This is a genomic window from Bacillus basilensis (assembly GCF_050630465.1).
Lineage (GTDB): Bacteria > Bacillota > Bacilli > Bacillales > Bacillaceae_G > Bacillus_A > Bacillus_A basilensis.
Map to the genome: position 1 here is coordinate 271,007 of NZ_JBNTQO010000002.1, position 13,534 is coordinate 284,540.

Annotated in this window: 15 protein-coding genes and 2 riboswitches; of the genes, 8 read left to right on the forward strand and 7 right to left on the reverse strand. The window is 34.6% G+C overall.

Annotation, left to right across the window (positions count from 1 at the left end; genetic code table 11):
• The first annotated feature begins 231 nt into the window (after window positions 1–231).
• The 4 genes from ACQVV1_RS04880 to ACQVV1_RS04895 all read left to right on the forward strand — a co-directional run bounded on the left by ACQVV1_RS04880 (window position 232) and on the right by ACQVV1_RS04895 (window position 3,971).
• Entirely contained in the window at window positions 232–1,524 is a 1,293-nt protein-coding gene (locus ACQVV1_RS04880) for a GGDEF domain-containing protein (RefSeq protein ID WP_242252098.1), read from the forward strand.
• Between the two features lie 90 nt (window positions 1,525–1,614).
• Window positions 1,615–2,751: a serine hydrolase domain-containing protein gene (locus ACQVV1_RS04885; RefSeq protein WP_431168664.1), complete on the forward strand. Its 1,137-nt coding sequence runs from the start codon at window positions 1,615–1,617 to the stop codon at window positions 2,749–2,751.
• A gap of 4 nt (window positions 2,752–2,755) precedes the next feature.
• Window positions 2,756–3,637: an NAD(P)-dependent oxidoreductase gene (locus tag ACQVV1_RS04890; RefSeq protein WP_431168665.1), complete on the forward strand. Its 882-nt coding sequence runs from the start codon at window positions 2,756–2,758 to the stop codon at window positions 3,635–3,637.
• A gap of 1 nt (window position 3,638) precedes the next feature.
• Complete coding sequence (locus ACQVV1_RS04895; RefSeq protein WP_242252095.1) at window positions 3,639–3,971, forward strand: DUF3909 family protein; 333 nt, start codon at window positions 3,639–3,641, stop codon at window positions 3,969–3,971.
• A 46-nt stretch (window positions 3,972–4,017) separates the two neighbouring features.
• Here ACQVV1_RS04895 and ACQVV1_RS04900 read toward each other — a convergent pair whose 3' ends face one another.
• The 6 genes from ACQVV1_RS04900 to ACQVV1_RS04925 all read right to left on the reverse strand — a co-directional run bounded on the left by ACQVV1_RS04900 (window position 4,018) and on the right by ACQVV1_RS04925 (window position 9,041).
• Window positions 4,018–4,293, reverse strand: coding sequence for a hypothetical protein (locus tag ACQVV1_RS04900; protein ID WP_063223099.1), 276 nt, complete (start codon window positions 4,291–4,293; stop codon window positions 4,018–4,020).
• 307 nt (window positions 4,294–4,600) lie between these two features.
• Window positions 4,601–5,113 carry a 1,2-dihydroxy-3-keto-5-methylthiopentene dioxygenase gene (locus ACQVV1_RS04905; protein ID WP_242252094.1) on the reverse strand — a complete coding sequence of 171 codons (513 nt, stop codon included), beginning with the start codon at window positions 5,111–5,113 and terminating at the stop codon, window positions 4,601–4,603.
• Complete coding sequence (locus ACQVV1_RS04910) at window positions 5,091–5,729, reverse strand: methylthioribulose 1-phosphate dehydratase (RefSeq protein WP_063223101.1); 639 nt, start codon at window positions 5,727–5,729, stop codon at window positions 5,091–5,093. The genes ACQVV1_RS04905 and ACQVV1_RS04910 overlap by 23 nt, the downstream gene beginning before the upstream one ends.
• Window positions 5,726–6,385, reverse strand: coding sequence for a 2-hydroxy-3-keto-5-methylthiopentenyl-1-phosphate phosphatase (mtnX, locus tag ACQVV1_RS04915; RefSeq protein ID WP_063223102.1), 660 nt, complete (start codon window positions 6,383–6,385; stop codon window positions 5,726–5,728). Before mtnX ends, ACQVV1_RS04910 begins: the two co-directional genes overlap by 4 nt.
• Window positions 6,382–7,626: a 2,3-diketo-5-methylthiopentyl-1-phosphate enolase gene (gene mtnW / locus ACQVV1_RS04920; RefSeq protein WP_431168666.1), complete on the reverse strand. Its 1,245-nt coding sequence runs from the start codon at window positions 7,624–7,626 to the stop codon at window positions 6,382–6,384. Before mtnW ends, mtnX begins: the two co-directional genes overlap by 4 nt.
• A 64-nt stretch (window positions 7,627–7,690) precedes the next feature.
• Window positions 7,691–7,798, reverse strand: a riboswitch (SAM riboswitch).
• Between the two features lie 64 nt (window positions 7,799–7,862).
• On the reverse strand, window positions 7,863–9,041 hold the full coding sequence (locus tag ACQVV1_RS04925; protein WP_431168667.1) for a pyridoxal phosphate-dependent aminotransferase: 1,179 nt from the start codon (window positions 9,039–9,041) through the stop codon (window positions 7,863–7,865).
• Between the two features lie 14 nt (window positions 9,042–9,055).
• Between ACQVV1_RS04925 and ACQVV1_RS04930 the strand changes: the two genes are divergently transcribed.
• The 4 genes from ACQVV1_RS04930 to ACQVV1_RS04945 all read left to right on the forward strand — a co-directional run bounded on the left by ACQVV1_RS04930 (window position 9,056) and on the right by ACQVV1_RS04945 (window position 12,690).
• On the forward strand, window positions 9,056–9,919 hold the full coding sequence (locus ACQVV1_RS04930; RefSeq protein WP_242252091.1) for a carbon-nitrogen family hydrolase: 864 nt from the start codon (window positions 9,056–9,058) through the stop codon (window positions 9,917–9,919).
• 71 nt (window positions 9,920–9,990) lie between these two features.
• Window positions 9,991–10,129: riboswitch (SAM riboswitch) on the forward strand.
• 91 nt (window positions 10,130–10,220) lie between these two features.
• A complete protein-coding gene (gene mtnK / locus ACQVV1_RS04935; RefSeq protein WP_431168668.1) occupies window positions 10,221–11,402 on the forward strand; it encodes an S-methyl-5-thioribose kinase in 1,182 nt (393 codons plus the stop codon).
• Window positions 11,399–12,454, forward strand: a complete 1,056-nt coding sequence (gene mtnA, locus ACQVV1_RS04940) for an S-methyl-5-thioribose-1-phosphate isomerase (RefSeq protein WP_309259278.1) — start codon at window positions 11,399–11,401, stop codon at window positions 12,452–12,454. The genes mtnK and mtnA overlap by 4 nt, the downstream gene beginning before the upstream one ends.
• Before the next feature lie 74 nt (window positions 12,455–12,528).
• On the forward strand, window positions 12,529–12,690 hold the full coding sequence (locus ACQVV1_RS04945; RefSeq protein WP_000393331.1) for a YvrJ family protein: 162 nt from the start codon (window positions 12,529–12,531) through the stop codon (window positions 12,688–12,690).
• Between the two features lie 29 nt (window positions 12,691–12,719).
• Here the strand turns inward: ACQVV1_RS04945 and ACQVV1_RS04950 are convergent, their stop codons facing one another.
• Complete coding sequence (locus tag ACQVV1_RS04950) at window positions 12,720–13,496, reverse strand: 3-hydroxybutyrate dehydrogenase (protein ID WP_431168669.1); 777 nt, start codon at window positions 13,494–13,496, stop codon at window positions 12,720–12,722.
• Between the last annotated feature and the right edge of the window lie 38 nt (window positions 13,497–13,534).

Consider the following 13,534-nt stretch of genomic DNA (forward strand, 5'->3'; position numbering starts at 1 on the left):
TATTTTAATTGTCAAGTTTTAAAGGGGAAGCTAGGGCATTCATACAAACGATACAATTCTTATAATCATACACTAAAAAAGGAATTTATAGAGTGAAAAAACGAAGAGAACATTCTCAATTAGCTTGTTAATATGAATTCCTCACTGATTAGAGTTTTTAGAGAACAATCTTTTAAAATGTTTGTGAGGAATTCAGTAGAACAAGATATATGAAGTGAGTGAAGACTAGTGATGAACATACTACATTTTTTATTAGAGAATACGGTTTTCCAAAATGTATTACAAGATCTTCAGTTAAATGTCCTTTATATAGAAAATGGATGCACACATCAACAAACGATAGAAAATATCCATCCAAAATGTATGTTTATAGCAAATAGTTTCGAAGAAGGAGAATTATTGTTTCAGAGGACTAAACCACATATTGTAATTATGTATGTAACAGATTTTTCTCAAATAAAATATATAAAGAATATGTATAATCCACAGGGTACATTTATTGTCATTTGGGATCAACATATAACAAGCGAGTTTGCAGAAGTGCTGACGTTAGGAATACGTAATATTGTAATAGCCCCTGTGACTCCACAAATGGTGTTAGAGGAAGTGAATAAGAGTTTGTATCAGCTTTCTTTAGTACGGCAAGTAAGTTTGCAACAAGAACTACTTCAAACGATGTTTGATTTTCAAAATGATCTATTATTTATAGTAGAAGATGATGAGATTGTTGATTGTAATACAAATTTTTTAGAGTTTTTTGGATATGAAAATTTGTTTGCCTATCGTGAGCAACATTTAGTATTTGCTGAACATTTCATTAGAGAAAATGGATACTATTCAACAACTCATGATATAACATGGTTAGATGATACATTATCATATGATAGAAGAATTAAGATGACCAATTATGAAGGGGAAGTGTCAACTTTTTTATTGCGTGCGACACCATTGCCAGAAGATTTATCAAGATTTATTGTGAAGTGTACAGAGATTACAGAATTAGATGAAATCTATCAAGAACAAGAAAGGCTTGCTATGATAGATTCGTTAACAGAGATTTATAATCGTTTGAAATTCCAACAAATACTAGAGGCAGAATGGGATAATGCGATGCGTAATAATGAAAACATAGCACTTATTTTATTTGATATAGATAATTTTAAAACAGTAAATGACACGTATGGCCATGATTTTGGTGACTTAGCATTAATTCAGCTTGCAGAGCTTATGAAATCTAAAGTGGAGCAGCAACATGTGTTTGCAAGGTGGGGAGGAGAAGAATTTATTATTTTAGTAACTAATACAGTAGAAAAAGAAGCATTTCAGGTTGCGGAATCATTACGATTTTTCATTGAAACAAAGCAATTCTCAGGAATTTCAAAATTAACAGCGAGTTTTGGAGTTGCATTATATGAACAAGGAATTACAAGAGAAGAATTAATGCAACGAGCGGATATTGCATTATATGAAGCGAAAAAAAATGGAAAAAATCAAGTGTGTATATATAGAAAAGAAAAAAAGTGATTTTTCGCAACAAATTGTTGCGATTTTTTTTTATTGTTCGATAATAGAATGTAGGGGGGATTTTGAACGAAGGAATTATGGAGGAACAACATGATAAAAAAAATAATGAAGATGGCTTCGCTGTCAGTTGTAGTTTGTGGTGGAGTATACTATTTTCTCTATAACCCCAATATAAAGGAAAGCACTGTATTAACCACTAAGGTGAATCCTACTATTGAATCAGAAGTACAAGAGAATATAGAAGAAAAAGAAGAACAGCAAATTGATTATGCTAGTATATCTCAAAAGTTAGATCAATATTTAATAGGAAAGCAATTTAATGGAACAGTTTTAGTAACAGATAAAGAGCATGTTATATTGAATAAAGGATATGGGTATGCTGATGTTCAAAATAAGATAGAGAATACACCTCAAACGAAATATCGTGTCGGTTCTATTACGAAAACAGTTGTGGCCACATCTATTTTGCAGCTACAGGAACAAGGGAAGCTAAATATTCAAGATAATGTAAATAAATATATTCCCTCTTTTCCAGTAGATAAAAATATTACTTTATATCATTTGTTAACACACACATCAGGTTTACCAGAAAGCGGAAAAGGGAAAGTGAATGCCGCTTCTCGTATAAACTTAGTAAATTGGATTGGAAGCCAAAAATTAGAATTTCCACCAGGCACAGGTTGGAAATATACAGATTATAATTATATGGTGCTTGCCTACATTATAGAAAGCATATCAAAAAAACCTTTAGGAGATTACATAAAAGAAAATATATTTACTAAAGCAGAAATGCATGAATCCGGTATGGGAAATATGGCTCAGGAAGATCAGCATTTTACTAAAGGATATGTAAAGAAAGAGAATGTACTTGAACCTGCAAAAAAATTGTTAATGGATTGGTTATATGGATGCGGTGAGATGTATACAACAGTTGGCGATATGAAGAAGTTAGACGAAGCGATTATAAATGGGAAACTTCTTTCTGAACAAAGTATACAAGTGATGTTTTCACCTTCAACAGAACGGAAATATGCATTTAGTTTTTACATATATCCGGATTATTTTCATAATCATGGTGTACTATCTGGTTGGAACACTTTCAATAATTTTAATAAAGAAAAAGGGACTTTTGTTATTTTATTTTCAAATGTGAAAAATAGTATGGATGATGATTTTAATAAAGAGTTCCGAAAGATGGTAAGTGATTTATTAGAACAAAGGGGATGAGAAAATGGAAAATAAAAATTTATCAATAGGTTTCATCGGTATTGGAGTAATGGGAAAAAGTATGGTTCATCATTTAATGCAAGATGGTCATAAAGTATATGTATATAATAGAACGAAAGCGAAGACAGACTCTTTAGTGCAAGATGGTGCAAATTGGTGTGATACACCGAAAGAGTTAGTAGAGCAAGTTGATGTTGTAATGACTATGGTTGGATATCCACATGATGTAGAAGAAGTGTATTTTGGGATAGATGGGGTTTTGGAGAATGCAAATGAAGGAACAATCGCAATTGATTTCACGACATCTACACCAACATTGGCAAAGCGTATTAATGAAGCTGGTAAAAGAAAGAATGTATATACGTTAGATGCGCCTGTATCTGGAGGAGACGTCGGTGCGAAAGAAGCAAGACTCGCAATTATGGTCGGTGGCGCGAAAGAAATATATGAAAAATGTTTACCGTTATTTGAAAAACTAGGAACAAATATTCAGTTGCAAGGACCAGCTGGAAGTGGACAACATACAAAAATGTGCAATCAAATTGCGATTGCTTCTAATATGATTGGGGTATGTGAAGCTGTTGCTTATGCGAAAAAAGCTGGATTAGATCCAGATAAAGTATTAGAGAGTATTTCTACTGGGGCAGCGGGTAGTTGGTCATTGAGTAATTTAGCTCCTCGAATGTTAAAGGGAGATTTTGAACCAGGATTTTATGTAAAGCATTTTATGAAAGATATGAAGATTGCTTTAGATGAGGCTGAAAAATTAAAATTACCAGTACCGGGTTTAAGTTTGGCGAAGGAATTGTATGAAGAGTTAATGAAAGACGGGGAAGAGGATAGCGGAACACAAGTGTTATACAAAAAATACATAGGGGGTAAGTGAGATGGATCTTCAAAAATTTGATGAGATGATTGATGCTGTACAACGAGCAACTTGTGTACAAATTAATGAAAAACAAAAAGAAGCTTTTAAACAAAAATATGATTTTGAACCGAAATTCGAATATGGAAGAGATGAGAAAGGGCATTACGTTATTCGAACTTCAAAAAAGATGCTAGAAGAAATGGAGTTTTATTTGGCATTGAAATATGATCAAGATGGAGTTGATCTTTATATGCAAGCAGAGATTGATGGTATATGCCACGTATCTGTTAGCTATAGTGAAGATGTCCTACATTTACAAGAATTGTTTCAATTTCTAGAAGAAAATAAATAAAAGTCCTCATTTGAGGACTTTTATTTATTTATATTTAATTTTATAATTATAAGCTAGAAGCACGGCGGCATCGTTCAATTGGGAATGGAATAACTTGCGCGATGTGATTAGGACCAAATTGTTTTGCACGAGCATGGCGTATTATATAAAATGCAGACAGAATTGAAACAGGAATAGCGCCGAACAAACCAAAAAGTAAAGCGCTTACACAAGATGCGACAAAACCTAAAACACCAACTTCTAACTCTTCCATAATAGCTCCTAGAATAACAGGAAGTGCTCCACACGTAACCCCTAGTATAAGTGCGATAAGTAAACTCATGATTATCCCCCTCTGTTTGCGATATTCTTTTCCTTCTTAGTTATTTGTAGTATATCATATACAAAACAGAATTTTCAGAAAAAATTCAAAAAAAGTTCAATAAATGTTCAAAAAGTGTTAAGAAATACCCTTAAAAAATAGAAGGAGAAGATTGTTTTTGAACAGAAGGACTCATACGTTTGAGAAAATAAAAAATCAGGCTTATTTCATTTTTTGAAATAAGCCTGTTCCATAGGAGGATGTATATATGTAGAGTGAATAAAAGGTTGGAAAAGGGGATCCAAGTCCTTTTATTCAACTAACTACCTTAATAGATTGGAACCCAGCCTTCAGCTGTAACAAAAATACGAATAGCTACAACTTGACGATCATCTTGCAAGGTGAAATAATGTCTTGCATTTTCAGGAACAGATATGAGATCACCTGGCTCAAGTTCAACGTCAAAGAATTTCCCATCTTTGCCTTCAATAGCAAAGATGCCATGCCCGCTAACAATAAAGCGAACTTCATCATCAGTATGATGGTGTTCTTTTTGAAAATTAATTAATAATTCGTCAAGGTTAGGTGTGCTATTTGAAAGTGAAATTACATCATGTGCTTTATAACCTCGACGTGCTGAAACATCAGCGATTTCTTTTGAAAACACAGCTAATATTTCAGCTTTGTTTTCATCTGTTAACGAATAATTTTCATTTAAATGAGGAGGAAGTTTAGAAATATTCCATTTCTCATATAAAACACCTTCCTCTTGTAAAAATTTAGATACTTCCACTTCATTTTCAATGCGAGTATTTACTTCATGAATACGAATTTGCGCCATTAGAAACGCCTCCTTGAATTGATAATAGTTTTATATGAAATTGGAATAAAAACTCATAAGCCTCTAATCTTTTCTTTGCATCAAAGCTATCTCGGCCCCATACGGTAATACCATGGTTACGGATTAATACTGCTCCCGAATCTCCTTGTATATGCTTTCGGAAGGTTTCTCCAAGCGTTGGGATGTGGGCATGGTTTTCAATAATAGGAATGTGGATTGTTGCACCTTCTTCCCAAATATCGAGAGCTTTAATAATTTCTTGATTTTGAAGGGTGACGGTATCACTATATAAGTTTGTGATGACATTATTATCAGTTGTATGAACATGAAGTACGCATCCAGCATTCGTATTGTTATAAATATGCGTATGCAAGATTGTTTCTGCTGAAGGGCGTAATTCAGTCTCTAATACGGGAACCCCTAGATGATCTACTAGGAGAAAATCATCTGGAGTCGTTTTTGTTTTATCTTTACCACTTGCTGTAATAAGAAAAGTAAGTGGCTCATGACTAACCTTTATAGAAATATTACCACTCGTTGCTGGAAACCAATTTCGTGTTGTTAATTCTTTTTTTATCTCGCTTAAGTCAAACCATTGACGAAACAGTTGTTTCATAATTTCACCTCCAACAAATGTTTTAATGCAAATTGAACATCATGAAATGTTTCAAAAGGTGTATAAGCAATATGATTCTCTTCACATTTTGTAATAAGGAAGTCACGGGCAAATACTTTATCTGCTTGTTTTGCAGCTTGTAAATCAGTAATTGAATCTCCAATCACAATATGGAAGTCATTCGTATCACTTAATTTACGGATTAAAGATGATTTGCATAATCCGCAATGATTTTGACAATGATGATCACAAGGATGAGGCCATTTAACGGTAATGTATTCACTTGAAAAGTCAGTTTCATTACAGTAAATTTGCTCTTTAGGAATGAGTCCTTGTAAGAGTGGATAGACGAAGAAATCCATTCCACCTGATATAACGTAAAAAGAAATGTCATTTTCATTTACAAATTGTATAAATTCATGAAAACCATTACGAATTTCAGCAGTCTCTATTAAAAATTGAATAATCTCATCGTGCAGATTAGTAGGTATTAATTGAAATAATTGAGAAACACCTTCTTGAATAGATAGCTCTTGTGATAAAATTCTATTCTTTACTTCTTCGGCTTCTGGTGGTGCGAATTTTTCCATAATGGACATAATGTTATCATTATTTGTAATCGTGCCATCAAAATCACAAAATACTTGAATACTCATAATTTCACCTCATGAGAGGGATTTCCCCATATTTGTAGTGCACTATGCAAGTTTATGTCATCTACTTCATGGAGTGGTTTATTTTGCAAAGTAGCATCAATTGCAGCACGGAAAGCTTTACCGCCGCCTTGCGCCCCATTTGGATGTCCGTGTATTCCGCCACCAGCATTAATAACAACATCTTTACCGAAATCTCGTAGAATAAAGGGAACGAAACCAGGATGAATACCAGCAGACGGAACAGAAAAGCTCTTCTTGAAAAATGCATCGTCTTTAGTTAAATATTTTGAGATAGCAAGAGCCTCCTCTTTTTCTAGCGCAACACTTCCGTATGGAGATGGGAATAATGAAAAGTCAGCCCCAGCATAACGTAGTAGCTTTCCGAGTAATAATGGAGATGAAACTCCATATAACTTGGATGCTGAATAAGCACCACTTACAGCAGGATGTGCCATAATAGGAACTGGGATTTCATCATCTTCTGCAAGTGATTGTAGTACATCTAGTCCGTAAGCAAATACGTTAAATAATAGAATATCAGCTCCAGCTTGCACTGCACGTTTCGCATTTTCTTTTAAATCAAAAGTTCGTCCTGTTAAATTTACGGCATATAACGTTTTATGTCCGTATGTTTCATATACGGATTGTAAAACTTCTTTTCCCGATACAATGCGTTTCGTAAGAGGTGTTAATGCATTTTCAAATAATATTTCATCATCTTTTACTATATCTACACCACCAATTGCTTGATCGCGTAATTGCGTTTTTAAATACCCAATATTTCGTCCAATCATTCCTTTAAAAATACTCATTAAAAGGGGACGCTCATGTACTTGTAAAAGGTTTCGAATACCATCTATCCCGAATTTTGGACCAGGAAAATGCTCTTTTAACTCATCTGAAAAAGTTAAATCAATTAATTTTACTTCGCCATCAAGTGATAGCTTTCCAAAGGTAGTCGTTAAAATCGCTGGTAAATCTGGACTGAAGTTTAATAACGGATATTCGATTTTAATAATCCCGCGTTTTACTTTTTTTCGTAAATACGAATTGGTATGTTCTTGTTCAGCTAATTCCTCAACATGAATGACATTGCCTTTATGCTGTTTTAATTGTTCTTGTAATAAATTTGGTAAATGGGTCCAAGAGCCAATTGTTAATCCGAGTGCAATTTGCTCGGCCTTTTTTTCTAAGTTATGTGAATCATCATGGATTAAATACGTCGCTATTATTCCGCTCATTGTTAAAACCTCCTAGTTAAATAAAAAAACCTCTCAGCTAAGGAGAGGTTTTTTTACAACCAGCTCCTTATCTGTCAGCGTAATGCTGCGAGAATTAGCACCGTGTCTACAATTATGTAGATCGGTTGCCGGGTTTCGTCGGGCTCGTCCCTCCACCTGCTCTTGATAAGAAGTATTTAGAAATGTTTAAATTTTTAAGATAACTGAATTTTGTCAGATATTATTCGCGTTGTCAATTATTTTTTGAAAAAATTTAATTTATCAATTCGATTAATGGCTTCTCGTAATCTATCTTCTGTATGCAAGAGACCAACACGGACGTACCCTTCGCCATGTTCACCAAATCCAACACCAGGAGCAACCGCAACGTGTGCTTTGTCTAGTAAAATATCAGAAAATTGCTCAGATGTATAACCTTTTGGTACAGGAAGCCATGCAAAGAATGATCCTGTTGGAATGTTTACATTCCAACCAATTGAGTGACAAGCTGAAATAAGAGCGTTTCTTCGAGATTCATAACTATTTACAAGGTCTATTACGCAAGACTGTGAACTTAATAGTGCTTCGCGGGCAGCATCTTGAACTGCACCAAAAATACTAACATACATATGATCTTGTAATAAGTTAATTGTTTCGATCACACTTTCATTCCCTACAGCAAAAGCGATGCGCCAGCCAGCCATATTGAAAGTTTTCGATAATGTGTAAATTTCGATTCCTGTATCTTTAGCACCGTCTGCTTGTAAGAAACTAACAGGCTTTTGACCATCGAACCCAATAGCACCGTAAGCAAAATCATGAACAACTAATATATTGTGTTTATTAGCAAAATGAATAGTTTCATCAAAAAAATCTTTTGATGCAGTAGCACCTGTAGGATTATTTGGATAGTTTAAAAACATTAATTTTGCACGCTCGGCAATAGAGTCATCAATTTTCGTATAATCTGGTAAAAAATTATTTTCTGCAATAAGCGGCATTGTTTTAAATTGTGCTTTTGCTAAAGCAACTCCTGATAAATAATCTGGATAGCCTGGATCGGGAACGAGAATAGAATCACCAGGGTTTGTAAAACAAACTGGTAATTCTACTAATCCAGCCTTTCCACCAAACAAAATAGCAACTTCAGTTTTTGGATTTACTACTACATCATATTCACGTTGATAGAATGTTGCCACGGCTTCTTTTAAACTTTCATGTCCGCGAAATGGCGGATATTTATGATGAATGGTCTTTTCTGCAGCATCTTGTAAAGCTTTTACGATATGCTGCGGCGTTGGTTGATCTGGATTACCTTGACCTAGATTAATAACATCGTGACCAGCTGCAACGACTTTATTAACTTTTGCAACAAGTGAAGCAAAAAATTGTGTTGGCAATGATGTTACTATCTCAGAAGGTTGAAATAATTTCATACTTTCCACCTCTTTTGAAAGTTGTTACAATTCTAGTGACAAATGATATAATCTTTCCAGTATTTTGTAAAGAAAAAAATGAGAATGGGGCTGAAAAAATGAAAGTCGCATGTATTCAAATGGATATTGTCTTTGGAGATGTAGAAAAAAATATTGAGAATGCTAAAAATAAAATAAGCGAAGCAATGAAGGAAAGACCAGATGTTATCGTCTTACCAGAACTATGGACAACAGGTTATGATTTAATGAGACTTTCTGAAATTGCAGATAGGGATGGATTGGAAACGAAAGAAAAGTTGATAGAATGGTCGAAACAATATGGTGTACATATTGTTGGTGGTTCTATAGCAAAGCAAACAGAACAAGGTGTTACAAATACAATGTATGTTGTAACTAATAAAGGAGAACTAGTCAATGAATATAGTAAAGTACATTTATTTCAGCTTATGGATGAACATAAATATTTAATCGCTGGAAATAGTACAGGTGAATTTAAGTTAGATGATGTAGAGTGTGCCGGCACAATTTGTTATGACATTCGTTTTCCAGAGTGGATGCGCGTTCATACTGCTAAAGGTGCAAAAGTTTTATTTGTTGTAGCAGAATGGCCATTAGTTCGTTTAGCACATTGGCGTTTGTTATTGCAAGCAAGAGCAGTTGAAAATCAGTGTTATGTTGTTGCATGTAATAGGGCAGGAAAAGATCCGAATAATGAGTTTGCTGGTCATTCTTTAATTGTCGATCCTTGGGGCGAAGTTGTTGTAGAAGCGAATGAAGAAGAATCAATTTTATTTGGAGAACTTACATTCGAGAAAATTAAAGAAGTACGCAAAGGAATTCCAGTTTTTGCAGATCGTCGTCCAGAATTATACAAATAAAATGTTGACAAGTGATTTTTATTCTTGGTATAGTCTTCAACATAAAGTTAAAAATTCAAAAAATTATACAACTCTTATCAAGAGCAGGTGGAGGGATTTGGCCCGATGAAGCCCAGCAACCGACCGTAATACCATTGTGAAATGGGGCGTTTACGCCAAAAGGCACGGTGCTAATTCCAGCAGAAAGTAAAACTTTCTGGCAGATAAGAGGGGAGAAGATAAACTTCAAACCTCTTTCTTAGTGGAAAGAGGTTTTTCTACGTCAGAAAAACCTCTGAATTTAAAAAAGGGGGAGAAGACGATGGGATATTATTCATTAACTGAAACAACAGCTATACAATATGCGAAAGAACACGGTTATTTTGAAAAGAAAGCAAATGTTGTTTGTCATGAAATTGGAGATGGAAATTTAAATTACGTGTTCAAATTAGATGATGGAGAGAAGTCTATTATAATAAAACAGGCACTGCCATATGCAAAAGTAGTTGGTGAGAGCTGGCCGTTATCTATAAAAAGAGCGACGATTGAAAGCAAGGCATTACAAATTTTTGCGAAGTATGTACCGGATTATGTTCCAGTAGTGCACAGTCATGATGAAGAGTTAGCAGTAACAGTAATAGAAGACTTATCAAGACTAACAATTACAAGAAAAGGATTAATAGATGGAGAAGAGTATCCACTTTTATCCCAACATATCGGTCGTTTTCTAGCGCATGTTTTATTTTATACTTCAGATTTCGGGTTAGAGTCAGAAGAGAAAAGGGTACTAGAAGGTACATTTGTAAACTCAGACCTTTGCAAAATTACAGAAGATTTAGTGTTTACAGATCCGTTTGGCCATTATGATACAAATGATTATGAGCCAGATTTGCAGCTAGCTGTAGATGAACTATGGAGTGATAAAACGATCAAACTAAAAGTGGCTCAGTATAAATATAAATTTTTAACGAGAAAAGAGGCACTCATTCATGGAGATTTACATACTGGAAGTATTTTTTCATCACCTTCTGAAACGAAAGTAATTGATCCAGAATTTGCAACGTACGGTCCATTTGGGTTTGACATCGGTCAATTTATTGCAAATCTATTATTGAATGCTTTATCTAGAGAAGAAGAACAGAGAAGGGTACTATTTTTCCATATAGAGAAGACGTGGAGTTATTTTGTAGAAACTTTTACGAGGTTATGGATTGGAGAAGGTGTAGAGGTATATACGAAAGAAAAGCAATGGCTACCAATTATTTTGCAAAATATTTTTACGGATGCTGTCGGATTTGCGGGATGTGAAATAATTCGTAGAACAATTGGCTTAGCTCATGTAGCAGATTTAGATGAAATAGCAAATAAAGAAGCGAGAATTCAAGCTAAGAAACAAGCGCTATCCTTAGGTAAAGAACTAATAAAGTATGAATCTAAGAGTGCTGATATTCAACTGTTCCGAACACTATTTCAACAGACGGTTTCTGGAGGGATAAAAGCATGAGTACAATTGTTACTATTCCGAGGTCTGTCAGTTGGAAAGGGGATGCTATTGCAGTATTAAATCAAACAAAGTTGCCGCATAGCACAGAATATAAAACATTAACGACGATTGAAGAGGTATGGAAAAGCATTGTCATGCTAGAAGTACGAGGAGCACCTGCAATTGGAATTGTAGCTGCATTTGGCTTGGCGCTTGCATCAAAAAAATATACTACTTTACATATTGAAGAATTTCAAAAGAAGTTTAATAGAGATTGTAATTATTTAGGAACGTCACGCCCGACAGCAGTCAATTTATTTTGGGCAATTGATCGTATGAGAGAATCTATTCGAGACATTACTACAATAAAAGAAGCACAAAAAATATTAGAAGAAGAAGCGCTTCTCATTCAGCAAGAAGATGAAGCGGTATGCCGGAGTATTGGAGAACATGCCTTAACATGTTTTAAAGACGGTGATAACATTTTAACAATTTGTAACGCTGGCAGTATCGCAACTGCTAAATATGGTACTGCATTAGCACCGTTTTATATTGGGAAAGAAAAAGGTATACGTTTACATGCGTATGCGTGTGAAACAAGACCAGTTTTACAAGGCGGACGTTTAACAACTTGGGAATTAAAACAGGCAGATATTGATGTAACACTTATTACAGATAATACGGCAGCTCATGCTATTCAAATGAAAGAAATAAATGCGATTATTGTGGGTGCGGACCGAATTGTTGCAAATGGAGATACAGCAAATAAAATCGGAACAATGAATTTAGCTATATTAGCAAAGTATTTTGATATCCCATTTTACGTTGCAGCTCCGTTATCTACATTTGATATTACGAAACAAACAGGATCTGAAATTGTTATTGAAGAAAGAGACGAGACAGAAGTTACGAAAATTTTTGGCAAACAAGTGGCACCAATTGGAACTGATGTTTATAATCCTGCATTTGACGTAACACCGAATGAATTAATTACAGGTATCGTTACTGAGAAAGGTATTATACGTGGAAATTATAAGCAAGAAATTGCATCATTGTTTGAAAAAACAAGCTAATACATAATAGCTTGTTTTTTTATGCCTAAATGTGTTCGTTTCTCTTATTTATATAATGAAAGGAGGCGAAAAAGATGGAAGAGTGGATTAAGATGATAGGTAATGTAGGGTTTCCAATTGTTGTAACATTATATTTACTCCATCGGATTGAAAGTAAATTAGATGGGGTAATTGTTGCAATAGAAAAGTTGCCGCGGCAATTACTACAGTATGACGATCCACGGGATAAAAAATAAAGTTTGCTCTTCGTGAGCAAACTTTATTTTTATTGAGCAGTATAACCACCATCGATAACAACGGCTTGCCCGGTTATACCTTTCGCTTTTTCACTCGCTAAAAACATCGCATAATCAGCAATTTCTTGTACTTGTAATAAGCGTTTTTGTGGCACAAGTGGATAAATGACTTCTTCTAAAACATTTTCAAGTGGTACATTTCGAGTCGTGGCTAAGTCTTGTAGTTGGTTACGGACGAGAGGGGTATCGACATAACCAGGACAAAGGGCATTTACAGTAATACCATGCGTAGCGCCTTCTAAAGCAGCAACTTTTGTTAATCCAATTACGCCATGTTTGGCACTATTGTAGGCGGATTTTCCTGCAAATCCAACGAGGCCATTAATGGAAGCGACATTAATAATTCGGCCATACTTTTGTTTTTTCATGATTGGGAAGACATGCTTAATTGCGATAAAAGGAGCGATTTGCATAATTTTAATAAGTAGTTCGAACTTTTCAGTTGGAAAATCTTCAATCGGTGAAACGTGTTGCATTCCTGCGTTATTAATTAATATATGTAATGAACCAAAATGAGTAACTGTTTGAGAAATGGCAGCTGTAACTTCTTCTTCAGATGTAACATCACATTTTAAACCGATAGCTTGATAGCCTTCTTTTTGTAATTGTTCAGCAGCTTCTTTTGCACGTTCTTCAAGACGATCGGTAATAACAACTTTTGCACCTTCTTTTGCAAAAGCGTTTCCCATTTCATAACCAATACCACTTGCAGCGCCTGTTAAAAAAATAACTTGATTTGTAACCATGATGAAAAACATCCCTTCATAATAAAGTTTTCATATTG

Excerpts from the sequence above, each read along its gene's own strand:
- ACQVV1_RS04880 (WP_242252098.1), top strand. The coding sequence starts at position 232 with ATGAACATACTACATTTTTTATTAGAGAATACGGTTTTCCAAAATGTA.
- ACQVV1_RS04885 (WP_431168664.1), top strand. The coding sequence starts at position 1,615 with ATGATAAAAAAAATAATGAAGATGGCTTCGCTGTCAGTTGTAGTTTGT.
- ACQVV1_RS04890 (WP_431168665.1), top strand. The coding sequence starts at position 2,756 with ATGGAAAATAAAAATTTATCAATAGGTTTCATCGGTATTGGAGTAATG.
- ACQVV1_RS04895 (WP_242252095.1), top strand. The coding sequence starts at position 3,639 with ATGGATCTTCAAAAATTTGATGAGATGATTGATGCTGTACAACGAGCA.
- ACQVV1_RS04900 (WP_063223099.1), bottom strand. The coding sequence starts at position 4,293 with ATGAGTTTACTTATCGCACTTATACTAGGGGTTACGTGTGGAGCACTT.
- ACQVV1_RS04905 (WP_242252094.1), bottom strand. The coding sequence starts at position 5,113 with ATGGCGCAAATTCGTATTCATGAAGTAAATACTCGCATTGAAAATGAA.
- ACQVV1_RS04910 (WP_063223101.1), bottom strand. The coding sequence starts at position 5,729 with ATGAAACAACTGTTTCGTCAATGGTTTGACTTAAGCGAGATAAAAAAA.
- mtnX (WP_063223102.1), bottom strand. The coding sequence starts at position 6,385 with ATGAGTATTCAAGTATTTTGTGATTTTGATGGCACGATTACAAATAAT.
- mtnW (WP_431168666.1), bottom strand. The coding sequence starts at position 7,626 with ATGAGCGGAATAATAGCGACGTATTTAATCCATGATGATTCACATAAC.
- ACQVV1_RS04925 (WP_431168667.1), bottom strand. The coding sequence starts at position 9,041 with ATGAAATTATTTCAACCTTCTGAGATAGTAACATCATTGCCAACACAA.
- mtnK (WP_431168668.1), top strand. The coding sequence starts at position 10,221 with ATGGGATATTATTCATTAACTGAAACAACAGCTATACAATATGCGAAA.
- mtnA (WP_309259278.1), top strand. The coding sequence starts at position 11,399 with ATGAGTACAATTGTTACTATTCCGAGGTCTGTCAGTTGGAAAGGGGAT.
- ACQVV1_RS04945 (WP_000393331.1), top strand. The coding sequence starts at position 12,529 with ATGGAAGAGTGGATTAAGATGATAGGTAATGTAGGGTTTCCAATTGTT.
- ACQVV1_RS04950 (WP_431168669.1), bottom strand. The coding sequence starts at position 13,496 with ATGGTTACAAATCAAGTTATTTTTTTAACAGGCGCTGCAAGTGGTATT.